The sequence below is a fragment of the Streptomyces sp. NBC_01618 genome, from assembly GCF_045209435.1.
Lineage (GTDB): Bacteria > Actinomycetota > Actinomycetes > Streptomycetales > Streptomycetaceae > Streptomyces.
Window position 1 is genome coordinate 748386 of record NZ_CP109297.1, and the last position, 19852, is coordinate 768237.

A 19852-nucleotide genomic window follows, 5' to 3' on the forward strand; every position below is an offset into this window, starting at 1 on the left:
GGCACTCCTCCGTGCCCGGAGGCGGGAGGTGTGCGGTTGCGGTCAGCGATCGTAGACGGTCGTTGATCTTTCGGCCGGTTGCCCGGCCGCGGCCGGGGCACGCCGTCGCGAACCTCGTGCCGGTCTCCGAATCGGTATCGTCGTCCGGCAGCCCCGGTGAACGAGGCGTACGAACAGCACTCGCGCGGACGGTCGGACAGTAGGTGCAGTTCCCGCCAGGGAGCCAAGACGGTGAAGGACTCGCGATCCCGATGACAGAGAACTCCGACATGATCGACTTTGTTCGGGCGCGCCTCGCCGAGGAGGAACAGATCGCGCGCGCGGCGGGCGGGGAGAACTGGCGGTGTCCGGCCGACGTGCCCGGCGAAGTCCACGACCGGTCCGGAGCCATCGCGTTCATCGTGCGCAATCGCGGGTTCGACCAGCACATCGCTCACCAGGCCCCTGCGCATACCTGCCGTCGCATCGAGACGAGCAGGGTTCTGCTCAATGAGTACGCGGAGGTCGCCGACAGGGACACCGACCGCCCCGAGCACGACTTCTCATCCGGCCGTGCCGTCGGACTCGGCTTCGCCGTCCGGCAGATGGCCGCGGAACACGCCGGCCACCCCGACTACCGGGCCAAGTGGCTGCCGCGGTTCATCCAGTAGCGTCCGACGCCCGCTCCTGCGCGTCCGCGCGATCGGAGCGCCCACCGAGGTGCCGCGTTCCGGGGCGCCGCCGCCCGGCAGGCGGAACCCCGACCGGGGCCCTGTACGACTCCTCCGTCCCCGCTCGGCCGCACCGCGGCCCCTCCACGCTGCTGAATGCATAAGGCAGGCGCACACTGGAGGCGTGCGCCGAGCGTGCCGGCGACCATGTCCACGCATGCTGCGACCCGCACCGCACGCGCGGCCCATGTGCCCGCAAGGCATCTGACCGCATCACGTCCCTGCCCTGCCGAGCGAGCAGGACCGGCGCACCCGTCTCCAGGTCGAAGGCGCCCCGGCGCGCTCCGATGACCTGCCCAGGAACCAACACCCCGACACCCCCATCGCCAGGAGGCCGCTATGGAGTTCGACGTGACGGTGGAGATCCCCCGGGGGTCCCGCAACAAGTACGAGATGGACCACACACTGCACCGCATCCGCCTGGACCGCATGCTGTTCACGTCCACCAAGTATCCGGCGGACTACGGCTACATCGACGGAACTCTGGGCCGCGACGGCGATCCGCTGGACGCTCTCGTGCTGGTCGGAGAACCGACGTTTCCCGGCTGCACCATCGAGTGCCGGGCTGTCGGCATGTTCGTCATGAAGGACGAGAAGGGGCCCGACGAGAAGGTACTCTGCGTGCCCGCCCATGATCCGCGCTACGCCTCCCTGCAGGACATCGGCGATATTCCCACCTTCGACAAACTGGAGATCACCCACTTCTTCGAGGTCTACAAGGACCTCGAACCCGGCAAGTCCGTCGAGGGATCCCACTGGGAAGGACGGGACCCGGCGTACGCGGAGATCGAGGCATCCCGCGAACGCGCCGTCGCCGCGAGCACCAAAGAGCCCTCGTGACCACCTCGGGCCGTCCGGGTGAACTGGTCCCGTCTCCGGCACGGGCACGGCATCACCCGGGCTGATCCGGAGCTGATCCGCGCGGCAGTCAGCCTCCCTCGGCGTCCTTCGAACGCCTGGCGCGGACGCCGCGCGGCACGGCGAAATCGGTGAGCGCCGCCGTACCCGGAGCGAGCCGGGCCCACGCGCCGGGCAGCATCAGCACCGCGACCGCGGCGGTCGGGAACTTCACACGGGCCCGCCCGAGCGCCTCGTCGTCCCCGTCTCCCGCCAGGGACAGGACCATGTCCTGCACTCCTGGCTGGTGGCCGATCAACAGCACCGTCCGCCGCCGCTCCGGGACCTCGCGCACGACGGAGACCAAGGCGGACACGCTCGCCTCGTACACCCGCGGCTCGAACACCACCTCCGGCGTGGCGCCCAGTTCCGCCGCGACCAGTTCCCAGGTCTGTCGGGTACGCCGGGCGGTCGAGCAGATGACCAGGTCGGGCAAGCACCGCGCCTCGTACAGCCACCGGCCGGCCGCCGGGGCATCCCGACGGCCCCGGCCCGCGAGCGGGCGTTCGTGATCGGGTACACCCTCCGGCCAGGCCGACTTGGCGTGCCGCAGCACGATCAGCCTCGCCGACGCCTGCGTCGCAGGCCGGGCTACGGTCCGGTCAGCCAAAGCCGTACGCACCCCCTTCCTGCGGGTCGGCCTCCGTGGCGAGGCGGCATGTCGATGGGGCCGGATCACACAGAGGCCATCGGCGCCATCCGACGCGGTTACGGCGAGCCTCGTCGCCGGATGTCCAGTGTCCCGCGCGGGAGGCGGGCGCCACAACCGCCGTGCCTCTCCCCGCCCCCCACCGGCCACGAGTACGGAGAGCCGGCGTCTGCCCGTCACCCCAGTTCCTGCTCCAGCGGAAGGGTGAGGCCCCGGTAGATCTCGAGGGCGGCCGTGGAGTTGTTGAGCGTGATGAAGTGCAGTCCGGGGGCTCCCTCGGCCAGCAGCCGCTGGCACATGGCCCCCGCGTAGTCCACTCCGATACGCCGGACGGCCTCCGGGTCGGCTTCCACGGCGTGCAACTGGGCTGCTAGACCGGTGGGAAAGGCCGCGTTGCTCAGTACCGCGAAGCGTTCGATCTGCTGCACGTTGGTGACCGGCATGATGCCGGGGATGATCGGCACATCACAGGCCGCTGCATGGATCCGGTCACGCAGCCGCAGATAGTCGTCGACGTGGAAGAACATCTGGGTGATGGCGTACTCGGCACCGGCCCGGCACTTGCGCAGGAAGTACCGGGTGTCGCTCTCCCAGTCCGGGGACCGGGGATGGCCTTCGGGGAAGGCGGCCACACCCACGCTGAACCGCCCCGACTCCCGGATCAGCCGCACCAGGTCCTCGGCGTAGTCCAGCCCCCGGGGGTGGGGCACCCATGCTGCCCGGGGGTCCCCCGGCGGGTCGCCCCGGAGCGCGAGGATGTCCTTGACGCCGGCGTCCGCGTACTCCCCGATCACCCGGCGTAGTTCGGCGCGGGAGTGCGCCACCGCGGTGAGGTGGGCGACCGGGGTGAGGGTGGTCTCCGTGGCTATCCGCTCGGTCATGCGGACCGTCCTGTCCCGCGATGATCCGCCGGCCCCGTAGGTGACCGAGACAAAGCTGGGGTTCAGCGTTTCCAGTCTGCGGATCGACTCCCACAACCGGCTTTCCCCGGCATCCGTCTTGGCGGGGAAGAACTCGAAGGAATAGGAGCGGCGTCCGGTTGCCAGCCGGGCCGGCACATTGCCCCTCAGAGCGGTGGCCACGTCCACGTCGGCCTCCTCAGTAGCGGTAGTGGTCGGGCTTGTACGGGCCCTCGACCGGGACACCGATGTACGCCGCCTGTTCCGGGCGCAGCTCGGTCAGTTTGACGCCGAGAGCGTCGAGGTGGAGCCGGGCGACCTTCTCGTCCAGGTGCTTGGGCAGGACGTAGACGTCGGTGGGGTACGACTCGGGCTTGGTGAACAGTTCGATCTGCGCGATCGTCTGGTTCGCGAAGGAGTTGGACATCACGAACGAGGGGTGACCGGTGGCGTTGCCGAGGTTCAGCAGTCGGCCCTCGGACAGCACGATCAGTTTCTTGCCGTCGGCGAACGTCCAGGTGTGGACCTGCGGCTTGACCTCGTCCTTGACGATCCCGGGAATCGCGGCCAGACCCGCCATGTCGATCTCGTTGTCGAAGTGACCGATGTTCCCGACGATCGCCTGGTGCTTCATCCGGGCCATGTCGCCGGCCATGATGATGTCCTTGTTGCCGGTGGTGGTGACGAAGATGTCGGCCGTCTCCACCACGTCGTCCAGCATGGCCACCTCGTAGCCGTCCATCGCGGCCTGCAGCGCGCAGATCGGGTCGATCTCAGTGATGATCACCCGGGCGCCCTGGCCCCGCAGCGACTCCGCGCAGCCCTTCCCCACATCGCCGTATCCGCACACGACGGCGACCTTGCCGCCGATGAGCACATCGGTGGCCCGGTTGATGCCATCGATCAGCGAATGCCGGCAGCCGTACTTGTTGTCGAACTTCGACTTCGTCACGGCGTCGTTGACATTGATCGCCGGGAACAGCAGCGCGCCCTCCTGCTGCATCTCGTACAGCCGGTGCACGCCCGTGGTCGTCTCCTCCGTGACACCACGGATCTCCGACGCCAGCTGGGTCCACTTCTGTGGATTCTCCCCCAGGGTCCGGTTCAACACCTCGAGGATGATCCGGAACTCTTCGCTGTCCGCCGTGGCCGGGTCCGGAGCGGCGCCCGTCTTCTCGAACTCCACGCCCTTGTGCACCAGCAGCGTGGCGTCGCCGCCGTCATCAAGGATCATGTTCGGGCCGCCGGTCGCCGTGCCGGGCCAGGTCAGCGCCTGCTCCGTGCACCACCAGTACTCCTGCAGCGTCTCCCCCTTCCAGGCGAACACGGGAACGCCCTGCGGGTCCTCCGGCGTACCGGCCGGACCCACCGCGACCGCCGCCGCGGCGTGATCCTGCGTGGAGAAGATATTGCACGAAGCCCACCGCACCTCGGCACCGAGCGCGACCAGCGTCTCGATGAGCACCGCGGTCTGCACCGTCATGTGCAACGAACCGGTGATCCGCGCCCCTGCCAGGGGCTGAGCGGCGGCGAACTCCTCACGAATCGACACCAGACCGGGCATCTCGTGCTCGGCGAGCGTGATTTCCTTACGGCCGAAAGCAGCCAGAGAGAGATCGGCAACGTTGAAGTCGAGGTTTTTGGACATCTTCATTCGGACTCCCTGTCAGGTGTTGAAATATTTTGCTTGGGGGTGGTGGATGATGAAGGCGTCGGTGGATTGTTCGGGGTGGAGCTGGAATTCTTCGGAGAGTTCGACGCCGATGCGTTCGGGTTGGAGAAGGTCGGCGATTTTGGCGCGGTCCTCGAGATTGGGGCAGGCGCCGTAGCCGAGGGAGAAGCGTGCGCCCCGGTATTTGAGGGCGAACATGTCTTCGATATCGGTGGGGTCTTCGCCGCCGAAGCCGAGTTCGGCGCGGACGCGGGCATGCCAGTACTCGGCGAGGGCTTCGGCGAGTTGGACGGACAGGCCGTGGAGTTCGAGGTAATCGCGGTAGGCGTTGGCGGCGAAGAGTTTCGCGGTGGCCTGGCCGATCTTCGAGCCGATGGTGACGACCTGCAGGCCCACGACATCGGTTTCCCCCGATTCCTCGGGGCGGAAGAAGTCGGCTAGACACAAGCGGCGTCCGCGTCGCTGGCGGGGGAAGGAGAACCGGGTACGCTCGGTGCCGTCCTCGTGCAGCAGGATCAGGTCATCGCCCTTGGAGTGGCAGGGGAAGTAGCCCTGGACCACCGCGGCTTCCAGCATGTTCTCGGTGTGGAGCTGGTCGAGCCAGCCCCGCAGCCGCGGCCGGCCCTCCCGCTCGAGGAGCTCCTCGTAGGAGGGGCCCTGCCCGCTGCGGGCCTGCTTCAGGCCCCACTGGCCCTTGAACAAGGCTCCCTCATCCAGCCAGGAGGCGTAGTCGGCCAGCTGGATACCCTTGACGACCCGGGTACCCCAGAACGGGGGTGTGGGCACCGGATGGTCGATGGTGACATCGGAACGGACCGTGCCCTCGCCCTCGACGGGCCCGTCGGACTCGGCGGGCATCTCACTCTGGGCCACACGGCGTTGTCTGAGCCCGGGCAGGACCGCTCCGGGCACCCCACGTTTGACCGCGATCAACGCGTCCATCAGCCGCAGGCCCTCGAAGGCGTCCCGCGCGTAGCGGACCTCGCCCTCGTAGACGGCGTGGAGGTCCTGTTCGACATAGGCGCGGGTCAGCGCGGCGCCGCCGAGGATCACGGGGTAGTCCGCGGCCATCTTGCGCTGGTTGAGCTCTTCCAGGTTCTCCTTCATGATCACCGTGGATTTCACCAGCAGACCCGACATGCCGATCACGTCGGCCTTGTGTTCCTGTGCCGCGTCCAGGATCGCCGCGACGGGCTGTTTGATCCCCAGGTTGACCACGTTGTAGCCGTTGTTGGACAAAATGATGTCCACGAGGTTCTTGCCGATGTCGTGCACGTCACCACGGACGGTGGCCAGCACGATCGTGCCCTTGCCCTCGTCATCGGTCTTTTCCATGTGCGGCTCCAGATAGGTCACCGCGTTCTTCATCACCTCGGCGGACTGCAGCACGAACGGCAACTGCATCTGCCCCGAGCCGAACAGCTCGCCCACGACCTTCATACCGGCCAACAGTGTGTCGTTGACGATCTCCAGCGCCGACCGGGTCACCAGTGCCTCATCGAGGTCGGCCTCCAGGCCGTTCTTCTCCCCGTCGGTGATCCGACGCTGCAACCGATCGTCCAGGGGCAGGCCCAGCAGCTCCCGCGCCTTCTCCTCCTTTATCGACCCCGCGTCCACCCCCTCGAAGAGCTCCAGAAACCGCTGCAACGGGTCATAGCCCTCACGCCGCCGGTCATAGATCAGATCCAGCGCCACCGTGCGCTGTTCCTCGTCCAGCCGGGCGATCGGCAGGATCTTGGATGCGTGCACGATCGCCGAATCCAGCCCGGCCTTCACGCACTCGTCCAGGAACACCGAATTCAGCACCATCCGCGCCGCGGGATTCAACCCGAACGAGATGTTCGACAACCCCAGCACGGTCTGCACCGCGGGATGACGGCGTTTCAACTCCCGAATGGCCTCGATCGTCGCCACTCCATCCCTACGGGACTCCTCCTGACCCGTGCAGATCGTGAACGTCAGGCAGTCCACCAGAATGTCCGACTCGTGAATACCCCAATTCGACGACAGATCCCTGATGATCCGCTCCGCGACCGCCACCTTCCGCTCCGGCGTCCGCGCCTGGCCCTCCTCGTCGATGGTCAACGCGATCAACGCCGCGCCGTGCTCCACCGCCAGCCGCGTCATGCGCGCGAACCGTGACTCCGGGCCATCACCGTCCTCGTAGTTCACCGAGTTGATGACCGCCCGGCCACCGAGCTTCTCCAACCCCGCCTGGATCACCGCAGGCTCCGTCGAGTCCAGCACCACCGGCAAGGTCGACGCCGTCGCGAACCGGCCCGCGATCTCCGCCATATCGGCCACACCGTCACGACCCACATAGTCCACACACACATCCAGCAGATGCGCGCCCTCACGGATCTGCTCCCGCGCCATCTCCACACAGTCATCCAGACGACCCTCAAGCATCGCCGACCGGAACTTTCGCGACCCATTCGCGTTCGTCCGTTCGCCAATCGCCAAATACGCCGTGTCCTGCCGGAACGGCACCGACTGGTACAACGACGACGCACCCGGCTCCGGCCGGGGGAACCGGTCAGCCGGGCGCATGTCCCGCACCCGCTCCACTACCTGCCGCAGATGTTCCGGCGTCGTCCCACAACACCCGCCGACCAACGACAATCCATAGTCACGCACGAACACTTCATGTGCGTCCGCCAACTCCTGTGGTGACAACGGATAATGCGCACCGTCGTTACCCAGCACAGGCAGACCCGCATTCGGCATCGCTGACAACCGCGCCCGCGCATGCCGGGACAGATAGCGCAGATGCTCACTCATCTCCGCCGGACCCGTCGCACAGTTCAGACCGATCAGATCGATCCCCAACGGCTCCAACGCCGTCAGCGCCGCACCGATCTCCGAACCCAGCAGCATCGTCCCCGTCGTCTCCACCGTGACCGAACAGATCAACGGCAGATCCACACCCGCCGCCTCCAGCGCCCGCCGCGCACCGATCAACGACGCCTTCGTCTGCAACAGATCCTGCGTCGTCTCCACCAGCAACGCGTCCGCGCCACCCGCGATCAGACCCGCCGCATTCTCCTCATACGCGTCACGCAGCACCGCGAACGGAGCATGCCCCAACGTCGGCAACTTCGTCCCCGGGCCCATCGACCCCAGCACCCACCGCGCCCGGCCATCGGCGGAGAACTCATCCGCCACCTCCCGGGCCAGCTGCGCACCCGACCTCGACAGTTCGAAGACACGGTCCGGGATCTCGTACTCGCTCAGTGCCGCGAAATTCGCACCGAACGTATTGGTCTCCACACAGTCCACGCCCGCCGCGAAATACTCCGCGTGCACCGAACGGACAATATCCGGCCGCGTCACATTCAAAATCTCGTTACAACCCTCACGCTCCTCGAAATCGTCAAGAGTCGGATCCTGCGCCTGCAACATCGTGCCCATCGCACCATCAGCCACCACCACCCGCGAGGCAAGCGCCTCACGCAGAGCGTCCGGGCGGTTTGTCATGCCACACTCGCCAGCTGGGGCGCGATGTCATCGGCCGCCTTTGTGCCGTAGACGCCACGTACGGTGTCGAGCAGGAACTGTCGGCTCAGCTCATAGGTCTGGGTGCCCACGGACCGGAGCGCCGCGGCGGCGAGTGTGCAGCCGAGTTGGGCGGAGCGCTCGACGCCGAGCTTCCAGGAGACTCCGGCGAGGAAGCCGGCGCGGAAGGCGTCACCGACACCTGTGGGGTCGGCCGCCTCATCCACCGGGACCGCGGGGACCACCAGTCGCGACGGAGTGCCGTTCAAGGCGCTGTCGATACGCACGCCGTCGGCGCCGAGCGTCGTCACCCAGAAGCCGACGCGGTCGAGGATGTCCGCCGCCCGCCATTCGGTTCGCTCCTGCAACAGCGCGGCCTCGTACTCGTTGGTGAACAGGTAGCGCGCACCGCTGAGGAGTTGCCGGGCGTCCTCCTTCCCGAGGGTGGCCAGTTGCTGGGACGGGTCGGCGGCGAAGGGCAGTTCCCGGCTCCGGCTCTCCCGCGTGTGGCGGAGCATCGCCGCCGGGTCGTCGGGGGAGATCAGGACCAGGTCGAGGCCGCCGGCTCGGTCGGCGACCTCGCCGATCGAGATGTTCCCCGCCTCGGCCATGGCGCCGGGGTAGAACGTGGCGATCTGGTTGTGCTCGCGGTCCGTGGTGCAGACGAACCGGGCGGTGTGCCGGGTGTCGCTGATCCAGACGGAGTCGGTGTCGACGTGGTGGCCCTTGAGCCAGATCCGGTAGGAGTCGAAGTCGGTGCCGGCCGCGCCCACCAGGAGCGGCCGGAGACCGAGCCGTCCGAGTCCGAAGGTGATGTTCGCCGCCACTCCCCCACGCCGGATCTCCAGGGAGTCGGCGAGGAAGGACAGCGACACCTTTTCGAGTTGGCCCTCGATGAGTTGTTCCTTGAAACTGCCGGGGAAGACCATCAGGTGGTCGGTGGCGATCGAGCCGGTGACGGCGATGCGCATGGCTGCAGCTCCTCGGTCGTCAGCGGGTTGCAGCGCGGAGCTTGTCGGCACGGTCGGTGCGCTCCCAGGTGAAGTCGGGCAGCTCACGGCCGAAGTGGCCGTACGCGGCGGTCTCGGCGTAGATCGGACGCAGCAGGTCGAGGTCCCGGATGATCGCCGCCGGACGCAGGTCGAAGACCTCACCGATCGCGCTCTCGATCTTCTCGGTGTCGACGGTGTTGGTGCCGAACGTCTCGACGAACAGGCCGACGGGCTCGGCCTTGCCGATGGCGTAGGCGACCTGTACCTCGCAGCGGGCGGCGAGGCCCGCGGCGACGACGTTCTTGGCGACCCAGCGCATCGCGTACGCCGCCGAACGGTCCACCTTGGACGGATCCTTGCCGGAGAACGCGCCGCCGCCGTGTCGCGCCATGCCGCCGTAGGTGTCGATGATGATCTTGCGGCCGGTCAGACCGGCGTCGCCCATCGGGCCGCCGATCTCGAAACGACCGGTCGGGTTGACCAGCAGCCGGTAGCCGTCGGTGTCCAGCTTGATGCCGTCCTCGATCAGCTGCCCGAGCACGTGCTCGACGACGAACTCGCGGATGTCCGGCGCGAGCAGCGAGTCGAGGTCGATGTCGCTGGCGTGCTGCGAGGAGACGACGACCGTGTCGAGACGGACGGCCTTGTCGCCGTCGTACTCGATGGTGACCTGCGTCTTGCCGTCCGGGCGCAGGTACGGGATGGTCCCGTTCTTGCGGACCTCGGAGAGCCGTCGCGAGAGCCGGTGCGCGAGGTAAATCGGGAGCGGCATGAGCTCGGGCGTCTCGTCGCAGGCGTAGCCGAACATCAGGCCCTGGTCGCCGGCACCCTGCTTGTCGAGCTCGTCCTCATCACCCTCGACCCGGTTCTCGTACGCGGTGTCGACACCCTGCGCGATGTCGGGCGACTGCGAACCGATGGACACCGAGACACCGCAGGAGGCGCCGTCGAAGCCCTTCTTGGAGGAGTCGTAGCCGATGTCGAGAACCTTGTTGCGCACGAGGGTCGGGATGTCGGCGTAGGCCTTGGTCGTGACCTCACCCGCAACATGCACCAGACCGGTGGTGATCAAGGTCTCGACGGCGACGCGGGACCGGGGGTCCTCACGGAGCAGCGCGTCGAGAATGGTGTCGCTGATCTGGTCAGCGATCTTGTCGGGGTGACCCTCGGTCACGGACTCCGAGGTGAACAGACGACGGGACACGAATCCTCCATGGTCTGGGGCTGGGAATCATCCCGTCGCCGCCGGGGGGCAAGGCGTCGGGATCCCTGCACGTCACAGGGCAAGTGGTGGGGACTGCGGTCGCTCCGGACCGCCCGACCGCCGGTGCGGGCGGGGCCCGGGTGCGGAGCGGCTGCGCTCAGTGGGCTGCCGGGTGGTCGATCACGACCGATGCGTCCTTGTCTCCGTCGCCGGCCTCAACGACCGCTGCGAAGCGGGCCCGTACGGTGTCCAGCACGGGGAGGGCCAGCCCGGACCCGGCCGCGTCGCCGAGCGCCAGTCGCAGGTCCTTCTCCATCAGCCGGGCCCGGAAGAAGGCAGGTTCGTAGGCGGCCTTGCGCATCAGCTCGGCGCGGAACCGCATGACGGCGGAACTGAACCCGCTCCCGGCGATGGAGGACAGCAGCCGGTCCCGGTCCAGGCCCGCCTCCACGCCGTAACTGACGGCTTCGGCGAGCGAGGCGACCTGGGCACCCAGCAGCAGATTGAAGATGAGCTTCATGGTGGCCGCGGTGCCCATGGCACCGAGCGGAACGACCTCCGAGCCGATGGTGTCCAGGATGTTCTGCACCTCGCCGATGTCGGCCGATTCGCCGGAGACGAAGACCCGCAGAGCGCCCTGGCGGGCCTGCAGCGGATTGCCGACGACGCACGCCTCGACCCGCCGCAGTCCCCGGTGGAACAGCCTGGCCGCCGCATTCCTCGCGTACTCGGGGGAGACCGTGGAGGTGTCGATCACCATGCTGCCGGGTTCCAACTGCGGCACGACCCGGCCGAACAGCACCTGCTCCACGGCGGCCTCGTCGCTCAGGCTGAGTAGGACGACGGACTGACCCTTCGCCGCCTCATCCGGCGTATCGGCGAAGACGGCCCCCGCGGCCACCAGGGGCTCCGCCTTCCGCGCGGTCCGGTTGTGGACCGTCACGCCGAAGCCGGAGTCAAGCAGGCGCTGGGCCATTCCCGCACCCATGTTGCCGAGGCCTACGACTGCCAGATGCTCAGTGTTCACGGTGTCCTCAATCTTCGGGATCGTCGGCACGTGGTGTCAGCTCCGCCAGCCTCACCGCCGGTCCTCGAGCCGCTGTCGAAAGATGCTCGGCCCCGACGGCAGCCGGCGGCCCAGCACTACCGGGCTCGCGTTGCGTTGGCGCCAGGAGGATGAGCTCGATGCCCGTCCGGACCGCTTCCCGCAGGGGGTGTGTGGGTGCGGGTGTGGGTGCGTGGTGGACCGGTACCAGCAGCAGGAAATCCCTTTGGTGTCGGTGGCGGTGACGCAGTTCGACCAGCACGCGGTGGCCGGTGGCGGTGGGAAGGTGCACGCCGCGGTCCGGCCCGAGGGTGCCGGAGCCGGCCGGACTCCGCCGCCGTCGAACACCCGGTCAACCCGCTGACCGTGCTCCGCAATGCCTTCACCGGCAGAACCCGGCTCCCCCAGCTGCTACCGCCCCGGCCTGACCACCCCGCCCGACCAGCCGCTTACCACCGGTCACCGACCGTCACCCCATACCCGAAACCGTCACCCAACGCGGTCACGCTGAATATTTGTCTTGAATCGTTCGAGTGCGGGTATCCTCTGCCATGTTTTCACTGGTCGGCAGCCAGCGATCCCATGGCGGCCATGGCGGCGGGGAGCCTCATGATCAGTATCGTGCTGGCCGAGGACATGCACATGGTCCGCGGCGCGCTGGTCGCCCTATTGGACCTGGAGGCCGACATCGACGTTGTGGACGAGGTCGGCTCCGGCCCGGACATCCTCCCTGCCGTGATCCGCTGGCGCCCCGACGTCGCTGTCATCGACATCGGCCTGCCCGGGATGGACGGTCTTACCGCCGCCGGTCTGATCCACGATCGGGCTCCGTCCTGTCGGACACTGATGCTGACCAGCCTGGGGCGCCCCGGAACACTGCGGCGGGCGCTCGACGCGCACGTTTCCGGCTTCATCCTCAAGGACGCCCCGCCGCCGCAGCTCGCGGACGCCATCCGCAGGGTGGTGGCAGGGGAACGGGTCATCGACCCCCATCTGGCACTGGCAGCCTGGGACGCACGGGCGAACCCGCTGACGCGGCGTGAGGTCGAAGTGCTCAGATACGCCGCGGAGGGCGCGGAGGCCATGGAGATAGCCTCCCGGCTGAGCCTGTCGGCGGGGACAGTGCGGAACTACCTGACCACCATCGTGGCGAAGATCAACGCTCGCAACCGGCTGGACGCCATTCGCATAGCCCAGGAAGCCGGCTGGGTCTGAGCTTGTTCTTCAACCCGGTCGGGGTCGGATCGTGGCCGGCAGCCGCCTCGGCGTGGCAGCACGATGTCGGTGCCACTACGGCCTCGCCGGCAGCATCCGCGCAGGCCACGCGATCGTGTTCGGCGGACGGCCCGAGTCACGCGGCGGAACCCTTCTCCTCCACCAGGCGGCCTCTTCGCTCCACCCGCCCTGCCACGGCCTCCCGGCCGACCTCGCCGAGCCGTAACGGAACCACGGCGACCAGATGGAACTGCCCGTCGTCCCCCACGCCGGCCTCCAACCGTCCGCCGATCTCGGAGAGCCGCAGGCTGAGGTTCCCCAGTCCGCTGCCGCTGTGCATGGCCCCGTCGCGGGGGTTCAAGCCCGCCGTCACGCCGTCGTTGACGATCGCCATTCGCACGCTTTCGTCCTTCGCCCATATCCAGATCCCGCAATGTCTGACCTTGCTGTGCCGGAGCACGTTGGTCATGCCCTCCCGCAGCACGGTGGCGAGCACGGTACTCACCTGGCCCGGCAGTTCGTCGCAGGAGAGCTTGATGGTGGCCGCGACGCCGACGGCCTCCAGAACCGACTTCGCCGAGGCGGCTTCGTCGGTCAGGGACATGTTCCGGTAGCCGCGGGCGACTTGCCGGACATCCGCGAGGGCCCGCCGGGAGATCTCCAGGACAGCGGCGATCTCATCGCGGGCGCGGTCGGGGAACGTGTCCACCAGACGGAAGGTCAGCTCGCTGCGCAGGATGATGGCGGACAGGCTGTAGCCCAGCAGATCGTGAAGATCCCGGGCGAACCTCAGCCGCTCCCGGGCGACGGCCATCCGGGCCATCTCGGCCTGGGCGGCCTGGACGGCCTGGACGGCCTCCACCATGTCGGAGAGCCGGGTCAGACCGAAGACGATCATTCCGGTCAGGAGGGTGCAGAGGACGTAGTGCGCGGTCTGCAGCGGTGTATGGCCGAACGCGGTCGAGATGACCAGCATGCTTCCCGGAACGAGAGCCGATAACACCCAGGACAGCGGGCCGCTGGGGGTAAGGAGCAGAGACCCGGCCAGAAAGCCGGGCATGCCCACCCAGGAGTCACCCAGATAGAGAAATGGCACATAGGTGAGTCCGCACTGCACGATGAGAATCCAGCGTCTGTTCCGCAGACTCCAGCGGTACCGGGACGGCGCACAGTGCAGAATCTGCACGCTCAGAATTCCCAGCAGGAACGTGCCTTGCAACACGACCTCGCCATGGCTGTGGCCGGTGGCTACCAGGTTCAGAACGGAAGCCGCGGACATACAGACCAACGGCACCAGAAGGATGGCGACGGAAAGCGTGGGCGTCGGCGCGTCCGCCAACCAGGGCCAGGCACGAGCCCCTTGCGGTACTCCCGGACCACGCGAGGCCGACCACTCGTGTTGCTCCGCCATCACCCGTCTCCCCTGCCCCTTGGTTTGGCAGAGCGTACGCGAGTGACTACCGATCAGGTAGACTGCCTTTCGGGTGTGGTGCCTGCGGCATCGGGTCCAGGTAGGTGTCGCACAGTACGATGGTGAGCGCCTCGTCCCCCGGCCCGGCGTCGTCCGGGACGAGGCCGAGTCCGGCGGCGGACAGTGCATCGTGGACGGGCTTCTCGTCGGCGCCCGCGCCGGCGAGGCTGATCAAGCGGATCCGGTGTGCTGCGCCCGTGCCGCTCCGGGCTTGTGCGGAATCCAGGCCGGCCGCTTCCCAGTAGGCGTCGGCCGGGGCGGCGGTCGCGGAGAGACCCGCGACGTTCTCACGGGCCAGCCGGCCGACCACGCTGCCGAGTTCGGCCGCGGTCACGGCGCCCTGAGCGTCCCGGAGCAGAGCCGGGAAGTCACGGCTCCCGTAAGCAGGGGGCGACGGGAGCCGGCTGTTTCCCTCGTACGGCCGTCACCCACGCTCGTAGATGAGGCAGTTGGCATCCCCGGGCACCACCACGGGCTTCAGGTACTTGCGGAATCCCACCCGTGGCGAGCGGGAAAGCACCGGGTCGCTCATGCCGGGATGCGGTCCGTTCCTTCGATCCGGACCGGACTGGTGTACGTGATGACGAAGGGTTGCACTTCCGCGGCGTTGTCCAGGGACCACGGGTCGAGGACACCAGCATGGCGTCCTTCTCCGCCGCGGCGAGAAGCCGCGGCGCGATGCCGCCTTCGGTCAGCTGAAGGCCGAAGTCCGCAAGGACCGAGTGACGATCGGCCGTGTACCGGTCGCTCAGCTCCGGCTGGAAAAAGCTCTGCGCAACGAGTTCCGCGAAACGCCACGGTCCTGATCGATCCGTTCAGGCATGGATCTGCTCCCAAGGATTTCGTGTACGCATCGGCGAACTGTTGCTGTGGGGAAGCCTGCTGTGCCGGCCGGCTTATTGACAGTGGCACACGTCATGTGCTTCCTGTGAAAATCTCATGGTCTCTTCCTGCCAGGGCCGGTGATCTGATTCGTGATTACCTCCCTGGTGCTGGGCCCCGGCACATGCCAGCCTCAACGACCAAGCCCTGATGTGGGAGGGAAGTTCAAGGAAAGGACTTGCCATGCAGTTCAGCATTCTGGGGCCTCTGGCGGCACACGAGGCCGGCGTGTCCATCGTGCCGACGGCTGCCAAACCCCGGCAGCTACTCTCTCTGCTCGCACTCAACGCGAACCACATCGTCACCGTGCAGGACCTGATGGAGGAACTGTGGGGAACTTCTCCCCCGCGGAGCGCCCCCACCACCCTGCAGACGTACATCCTGCAACTGAGACGCAAACTGCGCGCCGCACTCAAGGACGGAGCACGGGATGTCAACGGGATCCTGGTCACCCGGTACGGCGGATACCTGCTCGAGGTGGATCCGGCGTGTGTCGATGCCCTGGAGTTCCACCGCCTGATCACCGCGGGCTATGCCGCGTTCGAGGCCGGATCCATGGCGCGCGCCTCCATCCTGCTGAGCTCGGCGCTCGAACTGTGGCACGGGCCGGTCCTGGTCGACGTGACGCACGGGACCCAGATATCCATCGAGGTGACCCGGCTCACCGAGTGCCGGATGGGAGCCCTGGAGCGGCGTATCGACGCCGACCTGCAACTCGGCCGGCACCACGAGCTCATCGGTGAACTGACCGGGCTGGCAGGCCGCTGCCCCATGCACGAGAACCTGCACGGCCAACTCATGCTCGCCCTGTACCGGGCCGGCCGTACCGCCGATGCCCTGGACACGTATCAACGCCTGCGCGACAGCCTCGTCGAAGACCTGGGCCTGGAGCCCTCTTCCCCAGTACGACGTCTCCAGCGGGCGATCCTGCGCTCCGACCCGGCCCTGGACTTGCGGGAGGAACCGATCCGGCCCTACGGCGGTGCACTGGTGGGCTGAAACGCTCTCAGCCCACCGCGTCCCGGACCACCTGGCGGTCGTGGACCAGCCACCCGCCTGCACCGTCCCGGACCAGCAGATCCTCGCAGACGGCGGTGTGCCGCAGCTCCGGCTTCCCGCCGCGGGGGATCGCCAGCACCAGCGCGTACGACCGGGCGCACACCGTCCCGTCGTGACGGGGTTCCACCGTCAGCATCCCGATCCAGGTGCGGTGCTGCACGTCCTCCCGGTCCAGCCGGTCGCGGATGTGCAGCGCCGCCTCCCCGATCGCCCGTCGGCCGGCGAGCGGTCCCGGCAGCAGATCGATCTCGAAGGTCGCGTCCGGGGTGAAGGTCGCCGCCCATTTCTCATAGGCCCCGTCGTCGTAGAGCCGCATCTGGTGGGCGTACAGGGTCTGGATCTCCCAATGGACTTCGGCATGCGTCACTTCGGCCCTCCTCGGCTGTACCGGATGCCGGTCTTTGTATGCCCGGACCGTCGGGTGAGGCTCGTAGGCCACTGGATCCCGGACGTCCCCCGTCCCAGGCCTTTCCACCCCCTGTCGAGTGTTTCTCCAGGCCACGCGGTAACGATCTGCACCTCGACGTCGCTGGCGAGTCCAGCGGGATCCCCTGGCCAAGCCAAGGGGAGGCCGGAACCGGCAGAGGGGAACTGCGTGAACCGCTACGTGGTAGGTCATCCGCAGAGCGAGGCACCGCTGAGTCTGTTCTGTTTCCACCACGCCGGCGCGGGGGCGATGACCTTCGCCCGCTGGCGGCAACGGCTGGGCCCGCAGGTGCGCGTCCTGCCGGTCCGGCTCCCTGGCCGGGAGACACGGCTGCGCGAGGCCCGGATCACCGACGGGAACCGGCTCATGCGGGAACTGGCCGAAGCCCTGGGCAGCTTGCTGGATCAGCCGCACGCTTTCTACGGGCACAGCATGGGCGCCCTCGTCGCCTACCGGTTCGCCCTGCACCGGGTGCGTGAAGGCCACCGCGCGCCGGACTCGGTCCTGGTGGGCGCGTGCAGTCCGCCCCATCTGCCCGGCCGGTTCACCGACGGCGACGAACTACCCGACCAGGAGCTGCTCGGGCTGCTGTCCCGCTGCGGTGACCTGCCCGAATACCTGGTGCAACGGCCCGAGCGGCTGCGCACCCTACTCGCCACCCTGCGGGACGATCTGCAGCTCGCGCGCAGTCTCCGGGACGGATCGGGGGATGCCCTGCCGTGTCCCTTGCGGGCCTTCGCCGGCCGGGACGACACGGTCGCCCCGGCCGGCGAAATGCGTTCCTGGGACCAGTACACCACTGCCGCATTCGAGCTGCGAACCATTGCCGGCGGCCATTTCTTCGTCCGTGGCGGTGAGCTGTCACAGCTTCTCGCCTCGGCCCTGGGCTCCGGCTCGCCGTCGCGGCTCGCCGGGCTCAACACCTGACGCGAAGGGAAGCCCGAAAATGGACATAGGCGTACTCGGTCCGTGCTGGGTGATGCAGGCAGGGGCATCGGTGGTGCCCACGGCTGTCAAACCCCGCAAGGTCCTCGCCCTGCTCGCACTCCACCCCGACCAGGTGGTCTCCGTGAACGCACTGGTCGAGGAACTGTGGGGAGAATCTCCGCCGCGCAGCGTGCAGACAACGTTGCAGACGTACATCCTGCAACTGCGCAACCTGATCTCGTCCGCCGTCGGCGGCCACAGCGCCGATCTGCCGCTCGGCGCGAAGAGCGTCCTCGTCACCGAATCCGGCGGCTATCTGCTGGACACCCAGGGCGGCGACGTCGACGTGGCGGAGTTCGACCGGCTCTCCGGAGCCGGCCACCGGGCCTTGGAGGCGGGGGACTGCACCGCCGCGTCCGCGCTGTTCCGGCAGGCACTCGCACTCTGGCGCGGGCCCGCTCTCATCGACGTGCAGTGCGGCGCGTTGCTCGAAGTGGAGGCCACCCGGCTCGAGGAGTGCCGGCTGAGTATCCTCGGCCGGCGCATCGAGGCCGATCTGTACCTCGGCAGGCACCACGAGCTCATCGGCGAACTGTCAGGACTTGCCGCCCGCTATCCGCTCCACGAGGGCCTCCACGAACAGCTGATGCTGGCCCTGTACCGCGCCGGTCGGCGCGGCAGCTCCCTGGACGTGTACCAACGGCTGCGCGCCGTCCTCGGCCGGGAACTGGGACTCGGCCCCTCGCAGAGCCTGCGGAACATGCAGCGCGCCGTGCTCGACTCCGCACCCGAACTCGACCTGGGCGGGCACTTTCCGCCCGCAGCGGGGCGGCTGGTCAGGGCCATCTGAGCCGGACGAACCACAAAACCGAGATGAACACCTCGAAAGGACCTTCCGTGATGAGTGAGTTCACCTTGCGCGAGCTGACCGATCTGCTGCGCGTGTGCGCCGGGGACCCCGACGAGGGGGTGGACCTGACCGACGACGGCGTCCTCGACGTCTCCTTCTTCGACCTCGGTTACGACTCCCTCGCCCTGCTCCAGATCACCAACGTGATCAACCGGGAGCGCGGCGTGGAACTGTCGGACGACGCCATCGCCGAAGCGGAGACCCCCCGCATGCTGCTCCGGTTGGTCAACGTCGGCCTGCCCGCCGAGGCCCACTGATGACGGCGCCTTCGGACACCGGCCTGACCGGCAAGCGGGTGCTGGTCACCGGCGGGACCCGGGGCATCGGCCGGGCGACGGCACTCGCCTTCGCCCGGGCCGGCGCGCGGGTCGTCGTGGGTCACCGAACCGCCGGCGAGCCCGCCCAGGAGCTGGCCCGCGATCTGGCCGGAACCGGGCCGGACCACGTCCTCGTCCAGGCGGACGTCACGAGCGCCGAAGGGACCGCGGCCCTGGCCGACGCGGTCCGCGAACACCTGGGCGGCCTCGACGTGCTGGTGAACAACGTCGGCGTCGACGGCCATGTGAAGTTCGACGACCTGGACGCGGAGGAGTGGCACCGCGTCATCGACCACAACGTCACCTCGGCCTACCTGGTCACCCGCGCCCTCCTCGGCCTGCTCGCCGACGGGGCGTCGGTGGTCAACGTCGGCGCCTCGGTGGCCCTGCGGGGACGGGCGTTCGGCGTCCACTACAGCGCTTCGAAAGCCGCCCTGGTCGGCTTCGGCCGGGCCCTGGGCAAGGAACTCGGCGGCCGCGGCATCCGGGTCAACACCGTCGCACCGGGTGTCACCGAGACCGAGCCCGGCGCGGGCCTGCCACCGCAGATCGCGCAGCGACTCGCCGGGATGACGGCCCTGGGACGACTCGGCACACCCGACGACGTCGCCGGTGCGGTGCTCTACCTCGCCGGTGACACCGCGACCTATGTCACTGGCACCACGATCGAAGTCGATGGAGGAATCTGATGCCGTACGCAGCGATCACCTACCGGGTCAAGCCCGGCCACGAGGACGACATCGCCGAGATATTCGCCGGCTTCCAGCGGGCCGACACACCGGACTTCACCGGTGACGACGGCGAGGCCGCGGGCCGGCTGCTCGGCACGGGCGTGTTCATCAAGGATGACGTGATAGTCCGGGTCATCCACTACGAGGGCGACTTCGCCGCGGTCGGCAAGCACATGGCCGCCCAGAAGGGCGTCCACATGCTCGAACAGCAGCTCGCGCCCTACCTCGCCGAGCAGCGCGAGACCGACAGCGCCGAGGGCTTCGCCGCCTACTTCCGCGACGCGACCATGCGCTCCATCTCCCAGCTGACCATGGACACGCACCCCGCGAAGGTCTGAAGGAGGGCGCGA

Annotated in this window: 19 protein-coding genes and 1 riboswitch; of the genes, 9 read left to right on the forward strand and 10 right to left on the reverse strand. The window is 68.1% G+C overall.

The features are described 5' to 3' along the window. The first annotated feature begins 251 nt into the window (after positions 1-251). Positions 252-650 carry a DUF6221 family protein gene (locus OH735_RS03515; RefSeq protein WP_406379367.1) on the forward strand — a complete coding sequence of 133 codons (399 nt, stop codon included), beginning with the start codon at positions 252-254 and terminating at the stop codon, positions 648-650. A gap of 399 nt (positions 651-1049) precedes the next feature. Beyond that, positions 1050-1550 carry an inorganic diphosphatase gene (locus OH735_RS03520; RefSeq protein ID WP_406379369.1) on the forward strand — a complete coding sequence of 167 codons (501 nt, stop codon included), beginning with the start codon at positions 1050-1052 and terminating at the stop codon, positions 1548-1550. 88 nt (positions 1551-1638) lie between these two features. Here OH735_RS03520 and OH735_RS03525 read toward each other — a convergent pair whose 3' ends face one another. From OH735_RS03525 to OH735_RS03555, 7 genes are all read right to left on the reverse strand, one after another. Then, the gene (locus tag OH735_RS03525; RefSeq protein WP_406379371.1) at positions 1639-2217 is read right to left on the reverse strand and encodes a SixA phosphatase family protein; all 579 of its coding nucleotides are present in this window, start codon (positions 2215-2217) and stop codon (positions 1639-1641) included. A 63-nt stretch (positions 2218-2280) separates the two neighbouring features. Continuing rightward, a riboswitch (Fluoride riboswitch) is annotated at positions 2281-2344 on the reverse strand. An 88-nt stretch (positions 2345-2432) separates the two neighbouring features. Beyond that, a complete protein-coding gene (gene metF, locus OH735_RS03530; RefSeq protein WP_406379372.1) occupies positions 2433-3344 on the reverse strand; it encodes a methylenetetrahydrofolate reductase [NAD(P)H] in 912 nt (303 codons plus the stop codon). 10 nt (positions 3345-3354) lie between these two features. Next, positions 3355-4809, reverse strand: coding sequence for an adenosylhomocysteinase (ahcY, locus tag OH735_RS03535; protein WP_406379373.1), 1455 nt, complete (start codon positions 4807-4809; stop codon positions 3355-3357). Between the two features lie 12 nt (positions 4810-4821). Continuing rightward, positions 4822-8304, reverse strand: a complete 3483-nt coding sequence (gene metH / locus OH735_RS03540) for a methionine synthase (protein WP_406379375.1) — start codon at positions 8302-8304, stop codon at positions 4822-4824. Beyond that, entirely contained in the window at positions 8301-9293 is a 993-nt protein-coding gene (locus OH735_RS03545) for a carbohydrate kinase family protein (RefSeq protein ID WP_406379377.1), read from the reverse strand. Before OH735_RS03545 ends, metH begins: the two co-directional genes overlap by 4 nt. 19 nt (positions 9294-9312) lie before the next feature. After that, positions 9313-10518: a methionine adenosyltransferase gene (gene metK, locus OH735_RS03550; RefSeq protein ID WP_406379378.1), complete on the reverse strand. Its 1206-nt coding sequence runs from the start codon at positions 10516-10518 to the stop codon at positions 9313-9315. A gap of 157 nt (positions 10519-10675) precedes the next feature. Continuing rightward, positions 10676-11545, reverse strand: coding sequence for an NAD(P)-dependent oxidoreductase (locus OH735_RS03555; protein WP_406379380.1), 870 nt, complete (start codon positions 11543-11545; stop codon positions 10676-10678). 627 nt (positions 11546-12172) lie between these two features. On the opposite strand from OH735_RS03555, the gene OH735_RS03560 reads away from it, so the two are divergent. Then, positions 12173-12778, forward strand: coding sequence for a DNA-binding response regulator (locus OH735_RS03560; RefSeq protein ID WP_406379382.1), 606 nt, complete (start codon positions 12173-12175; stop codon positions 12776-12778). Positions 12779-12914: 136 nt separating this feature from the next. On the opposite strand, the gene OH735_RS03565 is transcribed toward OH735_RS03560, so the two are convergent. After that, positions 12915-14057: a sensor histidine kinase gene (locus OH735_RS03565; protein WP_406379384.1), complete on the reverse strand. Its 1143-nt coding sequence runs from the start codon at positions 14055-14057 to the stop codon at positions 12915-12917. Between the two features lie 178 nt (positions 14058-14235). Continuing rightward, a complete protein-coding gene (locus OH735_RS03570; RefSeq protein ID WP_406379386.1) occupies positions 14236-14583 on the reverse strand; it encodes a hypothetical protein in 348 nt (115 codons plus the stop codon). Positions 14584-15314: 731 nt separating this feature from the next. Between OH735_RS03570 and OH735_RS03575 the strand changes: the two genes are divergently transcribed. Then, complete coding sequence (locus OH735_RS03575) at positions 15315-16130, forward strand: BTAD domain-containing putative transcriptional regulator (protein WP_406379388.1); 816 nt, start codon at positions 15315-15317, stop codon at positions 16128-16130. 7 nt (positions 16131-16137) lie between these two features. On the opposite strand, the gene OH735_RS03580 is transcribed toward OH735_RS03575, so the two are convergent. Beyond that, a complete protein-coding gene (locus OH735_RS03580) occupies positions 16138-16557 on the reverse strand; it encodes a nuclear transport factor 2 family protein (RefSeq protein ID WP_406379389.1) in 420 nt (139 codons plus the stop codon). A gap of 228 nt (positions 16558-16785) precedes the next feature. Between OH735_RS03580 and OH735_RS03585 the strand changes: the two genes are divergently transcribed. From OH735_RS03585 to OH735_RS03605, 5 genes are read left to right on the forward strand one after another with little or no spacing between them, the layout of a single operon-like run. Further along, entirely contained in the window at positions 16786-17544 is a 759-nt protein-coding gene (locus tag OH735_RS03585) for a thioesterase II family protein (RefSeq protein WP_406379390.1), read from the forward strand. 19 nt (positions 17545-17563) lie between these two features. After that, the gene (locus OH735_RS03590) at positions 17564-18394 is read left to right on the forward strand and encodes a BTAD domain-containing putative transcriptional regulator (protein WP_406379392.1); all 831 of its coding nucleotides are present in this window, start codon (positions 17564-17566) and stop codon (positions 18392-18394) included. A 50-nt stretch (positions 18395-18444) separates the two neighbouring features. Next, on the forward strand, positions 18445-18711 hold the full coding sequence (locus tag OH735_RS03595) for an acyl carrier protein (RefSeq protein ID WP_406379393.1): 267 nt from the start codon (positions 18445-18447) through the stop codon (positions 18709-18711). Then, the gene (locus OH735_RS03600; protein WP_406379394.1) at positions 18711-19460 is read left to right on the forward strand and encodes an SDR family NAD(P)-dependent oxidoreductase; all 750 of its coding nucleotides are present in this window, start codon (positions 18711-18713) and stop codon (positions 19458-19460) included. The genes OH735_RS03595 and OH735_RS03600 overlap by 1 nt, the downstream gene beginning before the upstream one ends. Next, positions 19460-19840: a SchA/CurD-like domain-containing protein gene (locus OH735_RS03605; protein ID WP_406379396.1), complete on the forward strand. Its 381-nt coding sequence runs from the start codon at positions 19460-19462 to the stop codon at positions 19838-19840. Before OH735_RS03600 ends, OH735_RS03605 begins: the two co-directional genes overlap by 1 nt. The last annotated feature ends 12 nt before the right edge of the window (positions 19841-19852 follow it).